The sequence below is a fragment of the Psychrobacillus mangrovi genome (genome assembly GCF_037104765.1).
Lineage (GTDB): Bacteria > Bacillota > Bacilli > Bacillales_A > Planococcaceae > Psychrobacillus > Psychrobacillus mangrovi.
Window position 1 is genome coordinate 1 of sequence record NZ_JBAWSY010000030.1, and the last position, 22,676, is coordinate 22,676.

21 protein-coding genes and 1 rRNA gene are annotated in these 22,676 nt (G+C 35.0%); 11 read left to right on the forward strand and 11 right to left on the reverse strand.

Going from position 1 to position 22,676, the window contains the following annotated elements; genetic code table 11:
• Positions 1–489: 489 nt before the first annotated feature.
• The gene (locus WAX74_RS19925; protein ID WP_336499398.1) at positions 490–1,665 is read right to left on the reverse strand and encodes a polysaccharide deacetylase family protein; all 1,176 of its coding nucleotides are present in this window, start codon (positions 1,663–1,665) and stop codon (positions 490–492) included.
• Positions 1,666–1,730: 65 nt separating this feature from the next.
• Positions 1,731–2,462, reverse strand: coding sequence for a hypothetical protein (locus WAX74_RS19930; RefSeq protein ID WP_336499399.1), 732 nt, complete (start codon positions 2,460–2,462; stop codon positions 1,731–1,733).
• Positions 2,463–2,800: 338 nt separating this feature from the next.
• Here WAX74_RS19930 and WAX74_RS19935 point away from each other — a divergent pair, with 338 nt between their 5' ends.
• The gene (locus tag WAX74_RS19935) at positions 2,801–3,109 is read left to right on the forward strand and encodes a hypothetical protein (RefSeq protein ID WP_336499400.1); all 309 of its coding nucleotides are present in this window, start codon (positions 2,801–2,803) and stop codon (positions 3,107–3,109) included.
• Positions 3,110–3,178: 69 nt separating this feature from the next.
• Here WAX74_RS19935 and WAX74_RS19940 read toward each other — a convergent pair whose 3' ends face one another.
• Positions 3,179–3,850, reverse strand: coding sequence for a DUF421 domain-containing protein (locus tag WAX74_RS19940; protein ID WP_336499401.1), 672 nt, complete (start codon positions 3,848–3,850; stop codon positions 3,179–3,181).
• A 192-nt stretch (positions 3,851–4,042) separates the two neighbouring features.
• Here WAX74_RS19940 and hprK point away from each other — a divergent pair, with 192 nt between their 5' ends.
• Together hprK and psiE are read left to right on the forward strand one after the other, a co-directional pair.
• On the forward strand, positions 4,043–4,972 hold the full coding sequence (gene hprK / locus WAX74_RS19945) for an HPr(Ser) kinase/phosphatase (protein WP_336499402.1): 930 nt from the start codon (positions 4,043–4,045) through the stop codon (positions 4,970–4,972).
• A gap of 204 nt (positions 4,973–5,176) precedes the next feature.
• Complete coding sequence (gene psiE, locus WAX74_RS19950) at positions 5,177–5,653, forward strand: phosphate-starvation-inducible protein PsiE (RefSeq protein ID WP_336499403.1); 477 nt, start codon at positions 5,177–5,179, stop codon at positions 5,651–5,653.
• Positions 5,654–5,818: 165 nt separating this feature from the next.
• Here psiE and WAX74_RS19955 read toward each other — a convergent pair whose 3' ends face one another.
• Together WAX74_RS19955 and WAX74_RS19960 are read right to left on the reverse strand one after the other, a co-directional pair.
• Positions 5,819–7,162, reverse strand: coding sequence for a TldD/PmbA family protein (locus WAX74_RS19955; RefSeq protein ID WP_336499404.1), 1,344 nt, complete (start codon positions 7,160–7,162; stop codon positions 5,819–5,821).
• A gap of 4 nt (positions 7,163–7,166) precedes the next feature.
• Entirely contained in the window at positions 7,167–8,555 is a 1,389-nt protein-coding gene (locus tag WAX74_RS19960) for a TldD/PmbA family protein (RefSeq protein WP_336499405.1), read from the reverse strand.
• A 330-nt stretch (positions 8,556–8,885) separates the two neighbouring features.
• On the opposite strand from WAX74_RS19960, the gene WAX74_RS19965 reads away from it, so the two are divergent.
• Positions 8,886–9,647: a DeoR/GlpR family DNA-binding transcription regulator gene (locus WAX74_RS19965; RefSeq protein WP_336499406.1), complete on the forward strand. Its 762-nt coding sequence runs from the start codon at positions 8,886–8,888 to the stop codon at positions 9,645–9,647.
• Positions 9,648–9,790: 143 nt separating this feature from the next.
• Here the strand turns inward: WAX74_RS19965 and WAX74_RS19970 are convergent, their stop codons facing one another.
• Positions 9,791–10,165, reverse strand: coding sequence for an SET domain-containing protein (locus WAX74_RS19970; protein WP_336499407.1), 375 nt, complete (start codon positions 10,163–10,165; stop codon positions 9,791–9,793).
• Positions 10,166–10,191: 26 nt separating this feature from the next.
• Positions 10,192–11,274 (reverse strand): CotH kinase family protein, encoded by a 1,083-nt coding sequence (locus WAX74_RS19975; protein ID WP_336499408.1) that lies wholly within the window; start codon positions 11,272–11,274, stop codon positions 10,192–10,194.
• A 213-nt stretch (positions 11,275–11,487) separates the two neighbouring features.
• Here WAX74_RS19975 and WAX74_RS19980 point away from each other — a divergent pair, with 213 nt between their 5' ends.
• From WAX74_RS19980 to WAX74_RS19995, 4 genes are all read left to right on the forward strand, one after another.
• Positions 11,488–12,333 carry a hypothetical protein gene (locus tag WAX74_RS19980; protein WP_336499409.1) on the forward strand — a complete coding sequence of 282 codons (846 nt, stop codon included), beginning with the start codon at positions 11,488–11,490 and terminating at the stop codon, positions 12,331–12,333.
• Positions 12,334–13,336: 1,003 nt separating this feature from the next.
• Positions 13,337–14,602 (forward strand): ammonium transporter, encoded by a 1,266-nt coding sequence (locus WAX74_RS19985; protein ID WP_336499410.1) that lies wholly within the window; start codon positions 13,337–13,339, stop codon positions 14,600–14,602.
• A gap of 67 nt (positions 14,603–14,669) precedes the next feature.
• Positions 14,670–15,632 (forward strand): DUF294 nucleotidyltransferase-like domain-containing protein, encoded by a 963-nt coding sequence (locus tag WAX74_RS19990; RefSeq protein WP_336499411.1) that lies wholly within the window; start codon positions 14,670–14,672, stop codon positions 15,630–15,632.
• 107 nt (positions 15,633–15,739) lie between these two features.
• The gene (locus WAX74_RS19995; protein ID WP_336499412.1) at positions 15,740–16,444 is read left to right on the forward strand and encodes an exonuclease domain-containing protein; all 705 of its coding nucleotides are present in this window, start codon (positions 15,740–15,742) and stop codon (positions 16,442–16,444) included.
• 63 nt (positions 16,445–16,507) lie between these two features.
• On the opposite strand, the gene rraA is transcribed toward WAX74_RS19995, so the two are convergent.
• Positions 16,508–16,990 (reverse strand): ribonuclease E activity regulator RraA, encoded by a 483-nt coding sequence (gene rraA / locus WAX74_RS20000; RefSeq protein WP_336499413.1) that lies wholly within the window; start codon positions 16,988–16,990, stop codon positions 16,508–16,510.
• A 173-nt stretch (positions 16,991–17,163) separates the two neighbouring features.
• A complete protein-coding gene (locus WAX74_RS20005) occupies positions 17,164–18,084 on the reverse strand; it encodes a hypothetical protein (RefSeq protein WP_336499414.1) in 921 nt (306 codons plus the stop codon).
• 443 nt (positions 18,085–18,527) lie between these two features.
• Between WAX74_RS20005 and WAX74_RS20010 the strand changes: the two genes are divergently transcribed.
• Together WAX74_RS20010 and WAX74_RS20015 are read left to right on the forward strand one after the other, a co-directional pair.
• Positions 18,528–19,385: an alpha/beta fold hydrolase gene (locus WAX74_RS20010; protein WP_336499415.1), complete on the forward strand. Its 858-nt coding sequence runs from the start codon at positions 18,528–18,530 to the stop codon at positions 19,383–19,385.
• A 27-nt stretch (positions 19,386–19,412) separates the two neighbouring features.
• Positions 19,413–20,351: a Gfo/Idh/MocA family protein gene (locus WAX74_RS20015; protein ID WP_336499416.1), complete on the forward strand. Its 939-nt coding sequence runs from the start codon at positions 19,413–19,415 to the stop codon at positions 20,349–20,351.
• 133 nt (positions 20,352–20,484) lie between these two features.
• Here the strand turns inward: WAX74_RS20015 and WAX74_RS20020 are convergent, their stop codons facing one another.
• Together WAX74_RS20020 and WAX74_RS20025 are read right to left on the reverse strand one after the other, a co-directional pair.
• Entirely contained in the window at positions 20,485–20,787 is a 303-nt protein-coding gene (locus WAX74_RS20020) for a YciI family protein (RefSeq protein ID WP_336499417.1), read from the reverse strand.
• A 519-nt stretch (positions 20,788–21,306) separates the two neighbouring features.
• Entirely contained in the window at positions 21,307–21,531 is a 225-nt protein-coding gene (locus WAX74_RS20025; RefSeq protein ID WP_336499418.1) for a hypothetical protein, read from the reverse strand.
• Positions 21,532–22,331: 800 nt separating this feature from the next.
• Between WAX74_RS20025 and WAX74_RS20030 the strand changes: the two genes are divergently transcribed.
• Positions 22,332–22,676 (forward strand): 16S ribosomal RNA (locus WAX74_RS20030); the annotation flags it as partial.

Below are 22,676 nucleotides of genomic sequence, written 5' to 3' on the forward strand. Positions count from 1 at the left end.
AAACGTCGACTATCAGTTGCCGGGTGAGAAAATTAGAGATGGTGGAAATAGGATAGGTATGGTTTTGACCTATCCTGTTTTCACCATCCCAGCAAGCGGTAGCGCGGTAGCAAAAGAAAAAACGTCGTGAATTAATTTGTCTACTTTCTTTACAGAAGACCAAAAGTGTTAATTTTTCCAACTAATCCTAAAAGCATGCTCTAAAATGTATTTTTTATTTTAGAATGATGATAGTTTACTGAAGTTAATCCTTTATATAACTGATGCAATTTCTAAAGCGGCTCAAGATCCAGAGCATATCAAGCGTATTGATGACTTAGGTATGGAAGTAAACACGATAAACGGTGAAGAATATTTAGAAAGCTTAAAACAGCAAGAGAATAGTATAAACGAGATGAAGTCCGTATTTGGCTGGTAAACTAAGGTATTATTAAATGAGACTAATAAAGGAGTTGCCCTTAGGCAGCTCCTTTATATATTATTTTATCTTTAGTTTAAACTAACAATATGTAAACCTTGATTTTTCAAATGTTCAATTATTCTTGGTAATGCTTCTGTAACTGCCTGTGATTCGTGTAGTAAGATTATTGACCCTGAGGTTTTAGAATTGACAACATAATTAACAATTTCGTTAGCATTTTGACTTTTCCAATCTTCCGTATCAGCATTCCAAAGTACCATCTTGGTGTTCGTTTTATCCATTAATTCTATTGTAATTTCATTTTTAGAGCCGTATGGTGGCCTAAAAAGAGTTATTTTCTCCTGAGTTATATTTTCAATTAATTTGTTTGTATGTAAGAGTTCGTATTCCTGTTGTTCTACTGATAGATTAGTAAAATTGTGGTGATGCATAGAATGACTTCCAATAGAATATCCATTGGATTTGACATATTGAATAGAATCGTGATGCTTTTCTACATTTTTTCCAATAAAAAAGAATGTCCCACCTACATCATGTTCCTTTAGAATATCTGTAATTTCCTTAGTGAATTTGGAAGGGCCATCATCGAAAGTAAGGGCAACGTTTCCTTCCTGAATGCGAAAGTTAACGTTCTCGCTTAGTTCTACTAAAGGAATGACCGATTCTTGTTCGGGAATACTAGTTTTTTGAAAAGAGTCGGTTTTACCTTTCAAACTAGCGATAGGTATTTCTATTTCTTGCGTTTTATTTTTTTTAAGTTCTTTACTATTTTCATTCATTTCTGCCATAGATAAGAGTGAATTTGCCACTAGAGCGATCGTCAATACACTCATAAAGACTAAGCAGACCCAAGCAAAACTCTGCAAAGATTTTTTATGTTTCTTTTTTTTAGGTTCAATAGGTAAAGAATTGGTAATCGGCGGTATAAGAATCTGACTATTTACTTCGTCAGTTTTAATAGCTTTTAATCCTTTTACGTATGCTTCTGAACAAGCAAAATAGATTTTTTCACTTTGATCTAGGAAAGTCCTTGTTAAATAACTAATATATTGATTTTTTGTTGAATCCCACGAGCTATAAAAGGACAGTCTGTATTTATGATGTTCACCAAGCATAGTCAATGCCTTCAAATTCTCAGCTGTGAAATCATCAATTTTCCAAAATAATTCTACATCTTTTTCAGTTGTTAATTTAATATGCAAAAATGATTGATCTGATTCTATATTAATTGATATTAATTCCACTAATTTTACTAGATAGACTGACATAAGTTGTCTCCTTTCTCTACTAGTGAATGGAGAGTTCTTTTTTAATCTTTGTTAGTTACTTTAGTAGAGAATGAAAAAGACATTCTTTCAGTAAAATCATTGATTGTTTTCATTAATTCATTTTTTTCCTTTAGTACTTGTGTATATTGTTCAATGGATTTTTGATTTTCAACTTCCAATTCTCTTATTCTCTCTTCGAGCTCTCTAATAGAAAGCATGTTTTGATACTGATTATTGGAGGACTCTTCTTTAAGCATGTTGTATTTATTGATCTCTTTTTCAAGTTGAATTGAAATATTGTCAAAATCACTACTTGAAGTGCTTTGATACTCCTTATAATCCTCTAGGAGCTGATCATAGCTCATTTGTTTGTTTGTAAGATTACTTTCAAGTGTACGGATTTCTTTATTTTTGTCTTGAACAAGTTGTTCTTTCTTTACCAAATCATGCTTTAAACGACTATTTGATTCATTTGCAGTTTGTAATTGTTCTTCAAGTCCTTCATTTTTAAAAAACATCAATTGGCGATCATTTAGTAGGTTCTCTAACGAAACAATTAAATCTAAAGATAACTTATCTTGGTTATCTTTTGATAATATGTACTTTTTACTAGGCTTTTCTGGAGGAAAGGAATCCTCCATATTACTATACTCTTCTATAAGCTGAATAGAGACTTCTTCTTTTCCTTCTTGTTCTATTTGGGGAAAATGATTTTGATTTGTAAGAACTCCCTTCAACCAACCCATTGACTTATTTTTTTTATCACTTGACATAATTTCAACTCCTAATAATTTTTTTGCCAAAAAATAATTCCTCGAAAAAAACACTACAAAAGTAATTGGTTAAAAATAATAAAAAATACATATAAAACTACTTATGTCCTAATTCTATTGTATGATTCCATCGAATAATGTCAACATAATACGAAAACTTTATAGAGTATTGTAAGAATGTACTGTAAAGAAGTTTAACTATCGAAAAATTTTCAATGTAAATTAATATAAGTTAATTGACATAGGAACAATATCATAAATAGACAGATATATTTTGGAAAATGTGGTATATTTAACGTTATTATAATATTTCAGAAAAATAAACAGGGGGAAATTTAATGTCATCTTCAAAAGTCTTAAAGTGGGTCACTGGTGGCCTTGAGGCAATTTTAGGAATTCCTATTCTAGGGGCAACAATTGTACTCTCATTTTTATGGATACCATTATTTGTGATGTTAATCCTACATATTATTACTCTAGTAATTACTAACAAGGAAGGTGGATCTACTACTGGTAGCATACTAGGAATAGTTACATCTTGTATCGCATGGATCCCCTTTGTAGGAATGATAATGCATATACTTACAGCAATTTTTCTAATGATTGACGCTTCAAAACCAGATAGTAAAGAAAATCAATTTGTGTGACATTCCAAGCGAAAAGGCGTCCATCAACATGATGGACGCCTTTTTTGCAATTTTAAATTCGTTTGCCTCCTAATAGCTTCGTACAAATAAACCTTCTGTTTCCGACCATTCACAATAGGCAATACTTTCGATATCCGTATAATCTTCTTCCGAAAGTTTTGTTAATAACCAATTCTTATCCTTACCTATAAAATTTAAAATATCCTCTTTTACTACTCCTTCATCTATTAACAGTACAGTAGGATCTTGATTACTAGCCTTTGTTGGAAAGTCTCCGTTTTTTACCGGTTCATACTGAACGTATTTATTAATAGTTAAATCGCCTCCGGGTTCTAAAAACAAATCTTTCACTTCACGGAGGGAGAACACTCCTTGTTTTCTTAAAGCAGAACGTAATTGTTCCATTTCTAAATGATTTTTATCAAACTTGTTCATGTCAAGCTTACCATTGCTAATGAGCTTAACTGGTTCTCCTTTTAAAAGAACTCGAATTGGATTCCATTGCTTGGTTGCTTTTTCAATTAAAAATATTAATACTGCCCAAGTTGTTATTGCTAAGAGAAAATGAGAAATTTTCACTTTTTCGTCAAATATACTTTCTTCTAGAATTCCTCCAAGAACAAGTGTATAAATGACATCATATGGAGTAAGTTTGGCTAGCTCTTTCTTACCTAGAATGCGGATTACGAGCATCAAAGCTATAAGTCCAACAATAATTTTGATTATTATATCAAGATACATACTTGTTCACCCCCGTATTTCAGTGTTACAAGAATATACCCCCTGTTCGTTTATTTAAGCATTCTCTAGTTACATCTATTCAATTCTCATAGTATAATGAATTGTCATTACACATATAATTGAATGTTTAAACATCTGAAAATGCTTAAGAGCACGATTAAAGATGATAATTAGAAGGCGAGTGTTATAACTATGAAAACAATGACAGTAGAAGATATTGTCCGGAGGTTTTCGTTTGAAGTTTTAAGTGGACATGATCAAATGCACCGCGTATTAAAACAATTAAAAGTACGACGTCCTGGTCTTGAATTTATGGATAAGTTTGATTTTATTGCGACGGATCATGTTCAAATATTAGGAAAAAATGAAATCAATTATTTACATACTCTTTCTGAGGAAGAATCAAAACTTCGAATTGGGAATATTGTTCGTTATGATCCACCATGTATCGTCATAACATCCAATCAAGAGGAACCACCAGGTTTAATTTCGTATTGTGTTGAGGAAAAAATACCAGTTTTACGTACGAATGACTCTACAAGTGAAGTTAGTGAGAAAATAGACGCGTTTGTCATTAAAGCGATGGCTCCTGAAATAGCAATTCATGGAGTATGTGTAAACGTTTCCGGAATGGGGATACTACTACGTGGTAAATCTGGGGTTGGAAAGAGTGAAACAGCTCATACATTGATAGGGAGAGGGCATCGTTTGGTTGCAGACGATATCGTTGTATTGAAAAAGTTAAGTCCTCAAACCCTTTTAGGGTCTCATAATGAAAAGAACAAGGAATTTCTGGCGTTACGAAGTATCGGATTGTTAAATGTTGTTCGCTTATATGGAAGAAAAGCTTTTCAAGAAGAAACGCGAATTGCACTTGATATTGAATTAACAAAGTGGGAGCATAACGCACTCAATAACGAGTTAGAGCTCGAAACGAAATTTATCGATTATATGGGGGTTCAAATCCCACACATTCAAATTCAGCTTCAACCTGGACGCGATGTTGCTGGTTTAATTGAGGCTGCAGCAAATAGCTGGTACTTAAAGCAACAAGGGTATAGTGCTGCAGAAGAATTTGTGAAACGCCTTGAGGAAGATTTTGAAGAACCTCAATCAAAATAATGAAAACCATTCTTATCTCCACTTTAGATTAGTGGGATGGGAATGGTTTTTTATTAATTTAATACGTCGTTTACAATATATTTGTATAATAAAAGCGTACCCTTTTTGAATTATGAAATAAAAAATTCTAGACATGTTAGAAAACCTAACATATACTTAATAATCATATCACTTGATGTGAAGAAAAATGAATGGGGGAATTGAATGTCTAAGAAAAGAGTAGGACTTTCAGATGTAATAGAGGTCATACCTAAAGTATTACAAACCTTTTTAAATTTCTGCTTAGTGCTTCTGGCGCTAATATTATCATTCCTCCTCATCAAAGAGCTCACTGTTTTTGTAAAGATGTTGTTGATGGAAGGAAGTAGTGATTACAAGCAATTCCTCGCAAATATCCTCATATTCTTTTTATATTTTGAATTTATAACAATGATCGTCAAATATTTTAAAGAAGACTACCATTTCCCACTACGTTATTTTTTGTACGTTGGAATTACCGCTATGATTCGACTAATTATTGTGGAACATGATCACCCTATAGACACATTACTTTATTCATTAGTTATTTTAATATTAATAATTGGCTATTTTATTATGAATGTCACCCCTCTAGAAAGACCGAATCGTCACTGGTTCTTGAAGAAGACAGAGGAAATAAAAAGAGGCACCCTCCATAGTTGAGGTGGTCCCGGAATGTTGACAAACGCTCAAACTCTCGTTTGAGAGCACATGAACTTTATACCTATTCGGTTCCGCTTGACTGATAATCGCTTCGAGTTAGTATGAATTGGCATATTTTATATACAAAAGGGGAATTCTCGATTGTTGAGAATTCCCCATGCTTTCTTAATCCACCGTAACAGAAAGTTCTTTCACATGTAAAGAAGGTGATCCATAGCCACCTGGAAGGAAGTGGAGGTCAGATCCGATTTCTTCTATATCCTTTATTAAGTCAAAAAAATTACCTGCGATTGTCATCTGTTTGATAGCGGATGAGATTTTTCCATCTTTAATATGGAAACCTGTCGCTGCGATGGAGAAATCACCTGAAATTTCATTTGTTCCAGAATGAAGGCCTGACAGACCTGTTATCAAAACACCTTCTGTTAGTGTTGATATAAGGTCTTCTTTTGTTCTTTTCCCAGGTGCAATATACATATTCAAAGGTGCAACTGTAAGAGTGCTTTTATAAGAAGGTTTATGAGCATGCCCAGTTGTTTCGCTTCCTTCTATTTTAGCAGTTTTACGGTTATGAAGAAGGGTTTCAAGTATTCCATTTGATACAATGATGCGTCTTTTGGTTGCTACACCTTCACCATCAAAATTCGAACCCGCTACAGCATCTGGATGAAAAGGATCATCAAGTAATGTAAATAAATCAGTTGCCACCTTTTGTCCGACTTTTCCTTTTAAAAGTGATTGATCCTTTTGAGTGTTTTCAGCCGAGAAAATCGGTGAAAAAGTAGCAAGTAGGGACCCCGCTGCATCGTTTCGCAAAATAATTGGGTATTTGCCTGCAGGAATTGATTTCTCCCCAAGATTAGATAAGGCTTCCTCGGCTACTTCTTTTGCGATTTCGTCTGCGTCTAGAGAATGAAAATCACGAGTCATTTTAATGTAACTACCTGTCTTCATTTCTTCACCATCTTTTACAACAGCTGAAATGAATATGATAAGTCCATTCTTTTTTTCATTCAATGAGAGACCTTTACTGTTAATTAACAATCTCTCACCGGAAAAATCCTGTAAAATGCAATAGTTTAGCGTTATGATTCGAGGATCGTATGTCAGTACTTTCTTTTCAATCGATTTAATAAAATTAATCTTGTCAGGAATTTGGACTTTTGCTAGTTCTTCACTATAGAAATTATGGCCAGCATAATCATCACTTCCTTCAAAAATATCAGTTCCATCATCACTATCAAGTACTTCAGCATTTGCCTTTGCTCTTTCGATTAAAAATAATATGGAATCTTCATCTATTTTTTCGGTATACGCGTATCCCATTTTCCCGTTATATAGACCTCGTAGACCAAATCCTGCGTCTTCCGAAGTTTCATAGCTATCAATTTCTCCTTCGAAAATCAGGCATTGGAAGGATTCAGATCGTTCATAATACACTTCGACTTCCGTGAAACCAACGTTTTTTGCTTTAATGAGAAGTTCTTCTTGAAATTCAGTAATATTCATTTGCTTAAACCCCCTTCGTACCACCAACTGTTATTTCACTGACACGTATCATTGGCTGCCCGACATTAACAGGAAGGCTTCCGCTTATTGAACCGCACATTCCTGCACCATGGGCAAGATTATTTCCAACACGATCTACAAGCTGTAATGTTTTAGCTCCATTACCAATGAGTGTTGCACCTCGAACCGGACGATCTATTTTCCCGTTTTTTACTAGGTACGCCTCCATAACTGCAAAATTATAATCACCTGTTGCAGGATTTACTTGGCCTCCACCCATATATTTTGTGTAAAGTCCATACTCAGTGGAAGCAATAATTTCCTCAGGTGTTGAAGTACCAGGTGCAATATACGTATTAGTCATTCTAGAAGTTGGATTGAAACGATAAGATTCACGACGAGAAGAACCAGTTGCTTCTGATTTCATGCGGCGTGCATTAAACTTGTCGATTAAATAGCCCTTTAATATACCATTTTCAATCAATACATTTTTGCGAGTTTTTTCACCTTCATCATCTATATTTAGGGAGCCCCATTCGTTTGGTAGGGTACCGTCATCTATATAAGTCACGATATCTGGTGCAACCTTCTCACCAATCCGATTAGCGAAGACGGAATTATTCTTTGCTACTGAAGTAGCTTCCAATCCGTGCCCACATGCTTCATGGAAGATAACCCCTCCGAACTCATTGTCGATAATAACTGGGAATTTTCCGCTAGGACATTCATCCGCACCAAGCATAGTCACTGCAATTCGTGCAGCTTCACCTGCATAATGTTCAAGATTTAGGTTTTCAATAAATTCAAATCCTGCATGTGCTCCAGGTCCATAAAAGCCGGTCTGCATTTCTACTCCGTCAGTGGCAGTAGCTTGAATAGATAGCCTGCTGTAAACACGGGTATCTTCTATAAATTTACCTTCCGAATTTGCAATCAGCACATTTTGTTCCTCATCAATATAGCGAAGGCCAACTTGTTGGATACGTTCATCATAATTTCTAGCAATTTCATTTGCCTTACGAATGATGGCAACTTTTCTTGCATGTTCAACCGTTTGTGGCATTTGTGCGATTTGGTGAATCGGATCATATAGCTCTTTTTGCAGCGGATGAATAATTCCGTGAGATCCACCTTTTATAGCATGTGCTGCACGTTTTGCAGCTAGTAGCAAACCTTCTTCCGTGAAGTCGGTTGTATAAGTGTAAATGCTTTGAAATCCCGAAAAAATACGAATACCCACTCCAAAATCACGGCCTGAAATACTTTTCTCTATCTTTCCACTTTGCATTTCCATTCTGTTCACATATTTGTCTTCAATGAATACTTCCGAAAAATCACCACCCGTTGATAGAGCAGCCTCCAATACGTTTTCAATAATTGATTGTTTTATCAAGTTTCCCTCCCCCTTCTATCATGGATTATAACGTAAAATATTGGCAAATACACTTAAAAATTTGATAATTTAGTATTTTTGGTTATTTTAATTTATCAAATTGTTAAATCATTGTGAGCACAACTAATGTATGTATAACAACAAAAAATATTCTTGATTCGATTACTTTTTTAGTAAAAACATGAATAATCATGAAAAACTTTATAAATTACTTGACTAAAACAGAACAAACATGAAATAATTAGAATATTCAAAGAGAGAAAAGGGAGAAAATATTTAAAAAGATGAATATAGTAGAATAATACGGAACAGGAAAAAGGGGATGGATAAATGTTTTCGGAAGAAAGAAGGGCTCAGATTTTAGAAAAGCTTCAAAGGGAAGGGCGAGTTATCGCTAAAGATTTGGCGGATGAATATAACCTTTCTATTGATTCTATTAGGCGTGACTTAACAATTATGGAAGAATCGGGGCTTTTAGTGAGAACGCATGGAGGGGCTATTCCTACATCGCCTGTTACGAAAAGAGCTCAACCGCCTTCTAACCGCTATGGCGAAGGTAGTATATATGAAAATGCGATAGCTAGGCTAGCGGTAACATATATTGAGGAAAATCAAACAGTATTTATTGGAGGAGCATCTATCCATTATGTTATGTTAAAGTATCTTCCGACAAACATTCCTTTTACAGTTGTTACAAACTCAGTAGAGATTGCATACCATCTTAGAACGAGGGAAAACGTACAAACCTATATTATAGGCGGGGGAATGAAAAGTTCTGGAAACATAACGGATGCTTTAGCTATAGAGTTTGTTCGCCAATTTACTATTGATTTATGTTTTGCGACTGCGGGAGGTTTATCGTCTAAAGGTTTGAGTACAGCGACGCCAGAAGTGGCCATTTTCCATAAGATCATTTATGATAACTCTCGAAAATTAATCACGCTTGTAGAATATTATAAATTTGGTGTTGAATTATTTAGTAGTATGTATCCTGTTCAAAAATTAGGGTTAGTCATAACGGATGAAGAAACGACGGACGATAAAATTGACGCTATTAAAGCTCAAGGGATACCAGTTATAGTAGCAAAATAATAAGTACTCTATGGAGTAAGATTAACACTCCACAATAAACACAAAAGCCCAAGATCAGATCTAGTCTAGTCTTGGGCTTTACAAAGGAATCATGACAAATAAAAAATCGTTTTATTTATATAGTGAATCGGATTATAGGGAGTTTACTTAATTACTTCGAACCACAACTCTGACATATCATCTATATATCCGTTGTAATTAATTGTAAGTTCTTCTCCCTGTTTAATATCCACTAAAGCATAAAAGTCAATTGTTAAGTTCTCCATATTATTATCATACATAACATTTGGTGAGTAAGAATGATTAAATAGTGCCCCATATCCAAGTACAATAGCCGTATCGTTTTTGCCCCAGTAAAAGCAGTAATGGAAGAGTATCGTCTTCTTTAAATATTTCCATTCTTTTTTAGGTGAAATTAAAACAGGTGATACTTCAATAAGTTCATCCTTTTTAATGTCACGTGTTGCAAATAAACCTTTTCCATATTTACCTGTATCTTTTATGCAAAATGGACCCACCGCATTTTTCCTTTCTGTTAATTCATTTAAAAATCCATTAATTTTCTTTGTAAATAATTACGACGATCTTTAATAAATTGAAAAATGATATCGGGCTCATGATCAAAAATTTCAATTTTCCTATTTTTATAAGGGTCGAGTAGGAGGTGGGGGCGAACTGATTGATGCAAACTTAAAACTTTTGGCTCCATATATTTGATAGTAAACTTAGTTTCTAGTGTTTCCTCTAATTTCTTTTTGTAAAGCTTTCGAAATTCAGAGAGTTTGAAAAGAAGATATAAAAGGTGGTTTCCTTTTTTCCCTTCAATAGGAACATAAGTATGCTCCATGATACCACCGCTCACTTTTCGTCCCCACGTTGCATCATAATCCCAAGGAAGTTTCTCGAATAAACCGGTTTCGCTATTGCGATAAAGAGCATAGTTATGAGTAAATCCGTCATTATTCATAGTACAAATTGCGCCGATTAGCCAGTTTAGATATTTATCCATATCTAGTTGTTGGGACACTGCATCGAGGAATTTAGATTCAGGTGTAGTATTGATCGTAGTTATTAATTTATGAAGATAGTCATCGTCGGAAGGTTTTCCATAGGCTTGCAAATAACCTGACATAAGTGATTCTTTTGGTTTCTCATCTCTCGTAAAGGAAAAGTTCGCATCATTGTTAATGCCATAATATATCGGACCAGAAGGAAGGTTTCTTCTAGCTAAAAACAAGTCGTCGACCGATTCTAATTGCAAATAAACACCTTTTAAATCTCTGTTCCGGTAGAGATTTATATGTTGACTATCTGGGGATAACACTCCTAAATCTTGAAAAAAATCAAGTGAAAGTTTATTTCGAATAAGTGAAGGGTCCCTGTATTCAGCATTGAGGTGTATTTTACGAGCTCCGTAAAATTTTTCTTCATCCTTAAAATTAATAGTATACGATCGTTTTCGAAACTTTCGTGTATAAGCACCGCGATAGGCAATTTTGATATCGTAAGTAATTTTTTCAACTTTCAATTTGCTAGGGACAGTGTCATCACTGTTTAAATTTTTTCTTAAACGATTTAGCTCATCTTCTTCGATTATTAAGAAATAAGATGGAATTTGGTATGACATTTAATTACCCCTTGCTTAAATTTAATAGGATAAGATCTTGCGCTAGCTGGCAACTAACATAGCCATAGTACTTTATTTTGGAACAAGGGCTATGTTAGTCGTCAGAAAATAAATCTGTTATGTGGGAGTAAAAGCTTTCCTTAACCCCAAACAGTTATGATTAAAGGAAAGCTTTTATCCAAAAGTGTTTTAGTAGATGAAATTTACTAATACTTGTTACTAGAAGATGAACTACTTGATGATGAGCTTTCAGTAGATGAGTTTCCGGTTGAAGTAGTTCCAGTTGAAGTGTTTCCAGTGGAATTTTTTCCAGTAGATGTGCTTCCGGTAGAAGTACTTCCAGTTGACGTGCTTCCGGAAGATGAACTACCTCTTTTTCCTTTTTTTCCTTTTTTTCCTTTTCGGCTGCTAGAAGACGAAGAACTAGACGAGCTATTTGATGATGATGATGAACTTCTTGAAGATTTATTTCGGGATGAAGTCGAATCAGTTGAAGTCGAATCAGTTGAAGTCGAACCAGTCGAAGTTGAACCAGTTGAAGTTGAACCAGTTGAAGTTGAACCAGTTGAAGTCGAACCAGTTGAAGTTGAACCAGTTGAAGTGTTTCCGGTAGATGTACTTCCGGTAGAAGTACTTCCAGTAGATGAACTACCTCTTTTTCCTTTTTTTCCTTTTCGGCTACTAGAAGACGAAGAACTAGACGAACTATTTGATGTTGAACTTCTTGAAGATGTATTTCTGGATGAAGTCGAATCAGTTGAAGTGTTTCCAGTTGAATTTTTTCCAGTAGATGTGCTTCCGGTAGATGAACTATCTCTTTTTCCTTTTCGGTTACTAGAAGACGAAGAACTAGACGAGCTATTTGATGATGAACTTCCTGAAGATGTATTTCTGGATGAAGTAGAATCAGTTGAAGTGTTTCCAGTTGAATTTTTTCCAGTAGATGTGCTTCCGGTAGAAGTACTTCCAGTTGACGTGCTTCCGGAAGATGAACTACCTCTTTTTCCTTTTTTTCCTGGCATAACATGCACCTCCTTAATAACAGATATAGTTGTATAATACGCACCATATTTTTTGTTGAAGGGGCAAATGCCTCAGGAAGGGATGAGCCGCTGCGCTGTTATTTTTAAAGGTGAGAGTAACACCTCTTTAATGTTCAAATAAAGGGCTACCCCTAGTTAAAATGAAACATAGGAGTAGCCCATATTTAAAAATGAACGTATTAGGTATTTCTTTTCAACCTGATAGTAACGTTTTTTATATTCGTTTTGTAAAGTCAGGAATTAAAAAAGGGGTGTTACCATACCCGTCGCTAATATTAAAGTATTTTTTCAGTGGTAGAGTATCGATAATCGAGTTTCCTGTCGTGTGCAATATTACCGCAGACTAAATAGCTATCCCTCACATTTCGAATTTCTCCATAGGCCACTGATAAAAAATAATGAGCCCAATCATAGCTCGTGGAATATACGTTAACAAGCTTTCGGTAGTATCTACCGGTACAACCTAAATACAGGGTATGTCATAAAGGCTGGATTGTTCCTATAGAAATATGTGTTTGAATCCTTTTAACTCCAATAGAAAAAATTAGGTCTATTTATTATTAATTGAGCAAAAGAAGTTGCCCCAAACTACCTTCACGATCTATTCCAACTCGCGAGTCAACGAACCGATTAACCCCTCCACAACTCAAAACAACCAAGGAAAAAATAATGATTACTTTAACTAGTACTCATTGAACATTCTCTATAGTTCCAAAGTATTTATATCAGATTTTAGTGACTGATGAGTACGAATTGAAATACTTGAAATATTAACTTGCCGTTATCGGTGCATATCATCAGACGGTTATTTTATTGAATATTACTGCAGTTTTTATATAGAAGCAAAATAACGTAACTCAATAAGATGTCACATTTATTAACATAAAATAAAATTTATTCTGATAATGGTATTGACTTTAATGAAAATATTAGTAAAATAAGCATTATAAGAGTTATGTTATGTTTTCTAACATTAATAAGTAATAAAACATAACATATAATAAAGGGGGAATAATTTGATGGAAGATGTAATGTATTTGGTGAACAGTTTGTGGACGATGATTGCTGCAATTTTAGTTATTTTTATGATTGGTGGATTTATTCTACTTGAAGCTGGTTCAACACGAATGAAAAATGCGGGTCACATTGCTGGAAAAACCATATTTACATTTGGTTTAGCATCGTTAGTGTTTTGGTCAGTTGGTTACGGATTTATTTTTGGTAGTGATGCAAATTTCTTCGTAGGCATGTCAGACTTTTTCTACGGAGGAGATTTAATTGAAGGCGCTGGTCTTGCAACTACAGTATTCTTTGTTTTCCAACTAGCCTTTGCAGGAATTGCAGTGACAATTTCTCTTGGTGGATTTGCAGAGCGTGCGAAATTTTCTGCATACGTGATTTTTACCATTCTTTTCGGAATTATTGTTTATCCTGTTATTGCTCACTGGGTATGGGGTGGTGGTTGGTTAGCTGAACATGGCAAGCAAGATTTTGCTGGATCGACTGTAGTTCATTTAACTGGTGCTATGGCAGCACTTGCAGCAACAATGTTGCTTAAACCAAGAATTGGAAGATTTAATAAAGATGGGTCAGCAAATAATATCGCTGGTCACAACCAGGTGTATACTGCTTTAGGAGTATTAATCCTTTGGGTTGGTTGGTTTGGTTTCAATGCAGGTAGTACGGTTTCGGTAGATGCTGCATTCTTTGGTTTTGTAGCTTTAAATACAACTCTTGCAGCTGCTGCAGGTGCTGTTGCAGCAACGTTAATATCTTGGGTTGTGTTAGGAAAATCAGATATTCCAACCATTTTAAATGGTGCTTTAGCAGGTTTAGTTGCTATTACGGCATCGTGTGCATTTGTAGATGTGTGGGCATCTGTAATTATAGGATTTATAGGGGGAGTAATAGTATTTTATAGCGCTAGATTCTTTGAGAAAAGAAAAATTGATGATCCAATCTATGCTTTATCCGTACACGGAGCAGCAGGGGTTTGGGGAACCTTATCAACAGGCTTCTTTGCTACACCAGAGCTTGCATCAGTTGGTAAACCTGGATTATTCTATGGTGGTGGTTTCGAGCAATTGGGCGTCCAATTAATGGGGGTTGTTGCATGTGGTTTATTTGCTTTCATAGTGTCCTATGCTATCCTATTTATAATGAAAAAAGTCATGGGCGGCATTCGTGTTTCTGAAGAAGAAGAAATAATGGGCTTAGATTTAAGTGAGCATGGTAGCTATGGCTACCCAGAACAAATGATTTTAGAAGAATCGCCATCTAAATAATATAAACTCAATAAATAATTCTAAAGCCTCTGTTTCAGGGGCTTTTTGCATAAAAGGAAGTGTGATCGTGGAAACTTATGAGTCTATTAGAGAGTGGAAGGATAATAATATAACCGCTTTCCTAAGCGACACCATTTCTCTCAATGATTTTCATGATCAAGTGATGCACAAAGTATTGAGAATTGCCAAAAGTAAAATGAAAAGAGATAGTCCTCCCTGCAACTTTTCATGGTTTATTACTGGGAGTGGTGGGCGGTTTGAACAAGGATTCATCAGTGATCAAGATCATGGTATCGTATATGAAGTATCTAGTGTAGAAAATGATAGCTACTTTAAAGAGTTAGGAGAAGAAATATCACACGGACTTGATATTACTGGATATCCTTATTGTCAAGGTAAAGTTATGAGCTCTAATCCAATATGGTGTAAATCATTACAAGATTGGCAAACGCAGATTCAACTTTGGATGGAAACGGAAAGCTGGGAAACAATTAGGTACCTACAGATTTTTTTTGACGCAAGGGTTCTACATGGGAAGTTTGGTTATATCTATCGTTTAAAATCTTATATATACCAATATCAATTAAAACATCCATTTCTGTTGCAACGTTTTACAGCGAATGTTATGCGTGTTAAAAATGCCATTGGGCCAATTGGGCAAATAATAGTAGAAAGGCATGGAATTTATCAAGGTTGTGTGAACTTGAAATATGCAGCATTTTTGCCTTATGTTAATGCTATTCGATTACTTTCTATTAAAGAGGGAATTCAAGAAACTTCTACATTATCCCGAATGAACCGAATAATTAACCTAAACGACTATGAAAAAATGCTGAAAAATTGTGAAAAGAATTTCTCGGACTTATTAAAGTATCGCCTTTTATTGACGCAAGTAAAATCATATTCTGATACACAATATTTAAACATTGAAAAATTATCTAAAGAAGAACGCAAAGAGATAAAGCGTATTATAAAAGATGGTAAGAGGCTTCATGATGAAGTGATTGCACTAACTTTAACCAAAAATTGAAAAGAGGTAAAACCTGCAGCAGATGTCATAGAAGTTGATTAAGGTTAATCGTTGTAGCACGTGTATTTAGTTAGAAAAAGGGTGATAGAATGGCATTTGAACCATTTATGCAAATTTTACGTGGGCTTCAAGGAAAGCGGACGAACATCGGTCTTGGGGATATAAGAAATACCCAACAAATGGCCTTTTTACGACATTTGCAGAAAGAAATCAATCAAGAAGAGGCTTTAAATATCCCCTTACATGAATTAAATGTCGTCGTGTTTGATATAGAAACAACCGGCTTTTCTCCAGAAAAAGGAGATGGCATACTTTCCATCGGTGCAACAAAAATGTATGGTACGACTATTCTTGAAGAAGATATTTTTTATTCTTTAGTCTGTTACGAAAAGGAAATACCGGAGCATATTGTGCAATTAACTGGCATTACCAATGAGCAAGTATTAGAAGCGGAGCCATTAACAGATGTTTTAATAAAATTTCTTGAATATAAACAAGAGTGCACGCTTGTTGCTCATCACGCTAATCATGAAAGGAACTTCTTGCAATCTGCAAGTTCTCTATTGTTTTGCACACCTTTCAAGCATCGAATTGTAGATACATCTTTTCTCTTTAAAATGATTGAACCTAAAATGAATATGACGACGTTAGAAGATTTATGTAATCATAACAACATTCCTGTAGTAGGTCGTCATCACGCTTTAGGTGATGCGAAAATGACTGCAAAACTATGGAGTATATACTTAGAAAAAGCGCAGGTAATTGGATGTGAAACATTACATGATGTTTATACTCGATTTGCAAGAATGTGAGACCTGCATGAAATACTCATGCAGGTCCTTTTTGATAATTATTATTAGTAGTTGATTTTTTCTTTAATCTACTAATTTTCTTTTAGAAACAATGACGCCATCCTCGTCAGCGTATACAAAGTAACCTGGATTCCATTCGGCCCCTAAAAATTGAACAGCGACGTCTTGTTCACCTTTTCCTGCTTTTTGACTTTTTAACGGGTTGCTTCCTAATGCAAAAATACCTATTTCCAATTTGGATAACTCTGAAGTATCACGTGCACATCCATTTATAATGACTCCAGCTAATCCTCTATCTTGAGCGATTTCACCAAGACGATCTCCTAATAAAGCACATCTGCGAGATCCTCCGCCGTCTACTACTAAAACATTTCCTGATGGAATAGTTTCAAGAGACTGCTTTACTAAGACATTGTCTTCGAATACTTTGACAGTACTAATAGGTCCTGAAAAACTTTTCTTATTTCCATATGATATAAACTCCGAACCAATTACTTGAATCTCATTTGAAAAGTCATCACATAGATCAGTTGTTTTAAAATTCATTATTACGCCTCCTAGTTTATATTAAAAGATTACAAGTATTCATATTTATCATTATAGTATTGAATTCTCAAAAAAATAAATATTTTTTGTTTCCCATTATTCAAACTTACTTTAGACTTAGCTTGCACACTAAAAACCTGTCACCACAATTCGTGTGGTGACAGGTTTTATCATTATTGCAAAATATTCGATGTAGGTGTATTTTTGTTAGTTGAATTTGAAGTATTTATTACTGATGAAGCTGCAATATTTTTATTGGTTGCTCCGTCTTGCAGAGGAATTGTTGCATTTGTCTTTTGATTGTTGTTCCCACTCGAGGATGTAGCTTGCTTGTTTCCGGTATTATTGGCTGTTGTTGATTTGGTAGTAGCATTTTTCTGTCCATTTATAGTTCCATTATTAGCATTACTGTTCGCCTGAGAATTTGTGTTTGATGCTCCACTTGTAGCAGAGACTTGTTTCTTAACATTATTGGTTCCTGCAGTATTTTGTGAACCGGTCATGCCAGTCATATTGTTCATTACTTGACCAACTTGTGGTGCCACGGTTTGAGCAATGTTACCGATAGTTTGAGCAGCATTTCCACTGGTCATTTGCTGGGCAACATTTCCGATTGTCTGAGCGATGTTGCCACTCTGACCATTTTGTTGATTACCACTATTCATGTTTTGAGTTCCTGCCTTATTATTTTGAGCAGTATTTCCACCGGTTAATTTTTGTGCGATATTTCCGACCATTTGCATGATGTTTCCACTTGCTTGACTATTGGTCCCGCTCGTAGAACTTTGCCCAAATTGGGTACCACTATTCATCGTAGCTCCGGCACCAGCTAATGTACTTTGAGTAGCATTTCCGCCCATCATTTTTTGTACCATGTTACTATTCATCATTGATGAACCCATTGCTTTTGACGGGCAATATTTTGTTGCACCTTCCGCAGCTCTCATTGCGCCGAACATGATGAGCGCTTGAGCGCTTCTGCTTTTCGGGTTTCGCATTAGTCGTGCAGTTCCGTATGCAGTCATTACTGAACCTACCATGAAACGAGTAAATGCACTTTTTGAACTAATGTTTTGTTGTGGTTTATTAGTCATTTTTTTGGAACTCCTCCTATCTGAATTATCAAAAAAAGTACCTCGTTACAACGGTAGCTATGCTACTATTGGGTTTAAGACGACAATGGGTGAATAGATCAATTAAAACTTAATTGAAAGGAAATATGTGGATTTTTGGCTACTGTCATTATTGTAAGAAATGAAAGGAGTTCCGAAAACCCAATGTAAACATGTTTTGAATCACATGTTCATTCCAATTCAACCTTAGAATCCCCAATCGTTCGCTGATTATTCGTTTAAGTAAGTTACGATTATGATTATATAAACTATTAAAAAAAGGATGAAATGATATAAAAATGCAATATAAATATTCAAAATTTTTATCTAATTTTTGCTGGCGACAATAATTTTAACGATTAGAAATTTCGTTCATTTCCGTGAAATATAAGTTCTGAGGCGAGTAAGATTAGGAGTGAATTTTTTTGAGAAATTACAACTTAATAATCAATGGTAGCAAAGTGAATTACTACGAATTTGGTAATAAAAACAATCAAATCATCATTTGTTTCCACGGACTTGCAGGCAATTGCTTATATAGTTTCTCAGAAATAGCGGTCCTTTTAGAAAAAGATTTTCATCTTATTATCATTGATAGTCCTGGTCACGGGAAAACATCCTCATTCGATAAAGAAAATGATTATTTGTTTTCCGCATTAGCAATGTGGTATCAGCAAGTAATTCAACGAATCACACCAAAACCTTTCTATATATTGGGGCATTCGTGGGGAGCGGATTTGGCTATCCATTTTACAAAACATAATCCTTCCGCAGTATTAGGGGTTATTATGCTAGACGGAGGCTACACTTTTCCGCAAAATCAGCCCGAAATGAATTTTAACTATGCGATTGCAGGATGGAATGATTATATGGATCGTTCTGTGTTTACCGATCAAGAGAGTATCTTTGAAGAGTATAAATTATATACGAAAAATTGGGACAAAAACAGAGAAGGTTATGTTTTATCTCTATTCAAAAAGAAAGATAACCGATTTGAGCTAGTCACTTCTAAATTCACTGTATTATCCATTATAAAAGCTTTTTTTGAAGAATCTTTTATTGAAGCTTATCCTTTTATTAAGGTTCCGCTGCTATTAATTCACGCTACTAGTCCTAAAAACTTGGATGATGCTAGAGCCATTGGTATTTCACAGTTAAATAATAATTTAAATGATGTTACTGTGATATCGATGAAAGGTGGCGGGCATATGTTACAGTGGGATGAACCGGAACGAACTGCAAAAGAAGTAAAGGAATGGATAATGAAAAAAAGTGGAAATTAACAAGCAAAAGAAGAAAGGGAGTAAGTTATGATGAAAACTACATTTGGCTTAATTGGGACAGGAATCGTTGGGGAGCGTATTATTAATCAAATTTTGGCTCATCCTAATTGCGAAATTGTTTCCGTATTCGATGAAAATAATACAAGACTAAAGGAAATTTCAACTAAATACCAACTCCCGGTGGCTGAATCGTTAGATGAGCTTTTATTATCTAAACCAAATTGGGTTTATATCGGGACACCTCCTGTAAGTCATGCTCCACTAGCAGAGCTGATAGCAGAGAATGGTCTAAATATTCTTTCTGAAAAGCCTCTTGCTCACGATGCACAAGATGGAATGAGGATGGTTAAAGTATCAGAAGAAGCTAATATTAAGACAGCGATGCATTTTCCGTTAATGTATAGTCCTGTTATACAACTACTTAAAAAGGAGATAACTACAGCTTCGCTAGGAGATATTGTTAGAATTGAGTTACAAACCTATTTTCCTCATTGGCCAAGAAAGTGGCAACAAAATCCGTGGATTGCCTCAAGAGAACAAGGTGGCTTCATAAGAGAAATATTTCCACATTATCTACAACTTATGTATTATCTGTTCGGTAATTTTACGATTTCCTCCCACTATACAACCTACCCAGAAAATGAGGATCTATGCGAAACGGGTGTGACGGCAATTGCTAAAACAGAAAGTGGGATACCGATTGTTTTGAATAGCTTGTCAGGAATTGGACAGGAAGAACGTTTGGAATTTAAGGTTTTGGGAACAAAAAAAGTAATGACAATTCGCAATTGGTCAGAGCTTTGGGTAAGTGAAAAAGATCAAGAAGCTGTTCAAGTTTTTCCCGACAATCAGCCTGATAGTCTTTTAGACGCGTGTCATAGCTTGATAAACGGTAAGGAGTCTTTAGTGGTTTCATTTGAAGAAGGATTGAGGGTGCAAAAATGGATTGATCAGTTGTTAAAATGAAAATTGCACGTTGAGTTGAATTGATTATAATACTCTGATTATCATCTTAATAAAAGTAACATAGAGCTCTCCGATATAAAAGGAAGAGCTTTTTGCGCTCATATACCTGCTCGCTAGCGGTAAAATACTTTTTTTACTTCTTGTATAAAGCTACTCGGTATGGAAATAGTTGTGCTTCCATAATTCCTTCTTTAACAGCGGGGTCGTTATTCATAAGTTCAATGGCTTCTTCCTCTGTGTCAACTTCTAAAATGACGATGCCAATTGGGTCTAAGTTCAAAGTTCTACCCGCCAAAAGGAGTCTTCCTTCTTCCTGCAAATTTTGTAATACCTCGAAATGATGTTGAATGATTGAATTTTCTTTTTCAGTCCAATTATCTTGATTTAATAAGGAAGGAATAAGTTTGAGTTGATATAAAAACTGTAATTTTTCCAATAGAATTCTCCTTAGTATTGTAAAGTATCTAATATCTATTGTAACAAAAACATAAAATGATTGAAAAATATGCAAAAGGTTATAAAAGAAGATGATGGTCAATTATAGGCTTGAATCTATCGAAAGGTGACCTCGAAACTGATATTATATTGATTGCGGGTTCGGTATTCATTATCGATCAAGTTCCCTTGTTGCAGTGTTCTTATGTTCTAAAGTAATCGATTATGTAATAGAAGGACTGAATAACCGGACGGAAGTAACAATCCCTGAATCATAAAGAAGTTTTATATTATCATCAATCATCAGGAACTAGTCCCATTAAAACAGCTCTTCAGCAATGTTGATGATTAGGCATTTGTTGTAGTCCATGAAGTACGTGTCGGGGAGTAGTTTTAGTGCTAGCTAATCTTAAATAATTTATCATTTCCCATTAGATAATTAAAAAAGATTGTAGCCCTCAGTGATTAAGCACTTGAGGGCTTTTCTAATTAAATGAACGAATAGGCTTATCTATGGGAGTTATCTCTTTTTATTTTTCCCAAGATCTTTCAGAGCGGCTTTATTTTTAACGACTACTTTTTCGAACTCTACTTGTACATGAATAATGTTTTCTTCCATCACCTGAACGCCAGTAACTTTTCCTTTACGTCCCTTAATTCTTATATCTTCATCAACAGAAGGTATATTTCTCAAAGCTTGATTTAACACAATAGAATTATTTTCATAAAAAAATACTGCAAACATCTTATTATCCCCTTTACACCTTAAAAGTTAGAATCTATTTATTTTATGATTCTCATGAAAAAATAGAACTTTAAGTAGAAGATGGGACTTAATTAAAATCTTTGTTCAATGCCATCTATATAACGCCGACTATATTGCTTTTCTGGGATTGTTAGAGTCATGTACTAATTTTCGTATATTAATTCTTAGGTATTATTCTTGTGAAAATTATAACTTCTTTCTTTACCTTCTTGTTTAGAGCGACAGTGAACGAGCGAATAGAAGGAGCTACCTTAGTATATCTATTAAATAACAAGTGCTTTAATCAATAACTTTCTTCCTTACTTGATTTTTAATTATTGATGAGAAATATTTTCAACATAAGAGTTTCTTCTATAGAATTAGATTTTAGTAAAAATAATCTTTGGCCATTTTGCAAAGTCACATTCTTTCCTTAATGTTAAATTAACTTCTGGGACTTTATAGTTTACTTAAGTATTAGTCATTGAGGATTCAATATTTTCATTTAGAAAGTTCAAGAAAAAGACTTGCCATAACACTTAAAGGATGTTATGATAAGCACTCGTCGTTCTTATGTCGAAAAAGGAAATTAAAAAAAGATATTGACAATGAAAAAAGAATTTGTTATGATATAAAAGTTGTCAAAACGACACGTTTTAAAAATGAACATTGAAAACTGAACATGCAAAACGTTAAGACATATAGCTTGATAGACTAGCTTCGGTTAGTCAGATAGCAAACAATTTTGACATCATTTAATGATGATGCCAGCAAAACAAAATGAGCTTTTTAAGTTCTCTATTATGGAGAGTTTGATCCTGGCTCAGGACGAACGCTGGCGGCGTGCCTAATACATGCAAGTCGAGCGGATGAAGAAGAAGCTTGCTTCTTCTGATTTAGCGGCGGACGGGTGAGTAACACGTGGGCAACCTGCCCTGTAGATTGGGATAACTCCGGGAAACCGGGGCTAATACCGAATAATCCATTTCCTCACATGGGGGAATGTTAAAAGACGGTCTCGGCTGTCACTACAGGATGGGCCCGCGGCGCATTAGCTAGTTGGTGAGGTAACGGCTCACCAAGGCGACGATGCGTAGCCGACCTGAGAGGGTGATCGGCCACACTGGGACTGAGACACGGCCCAG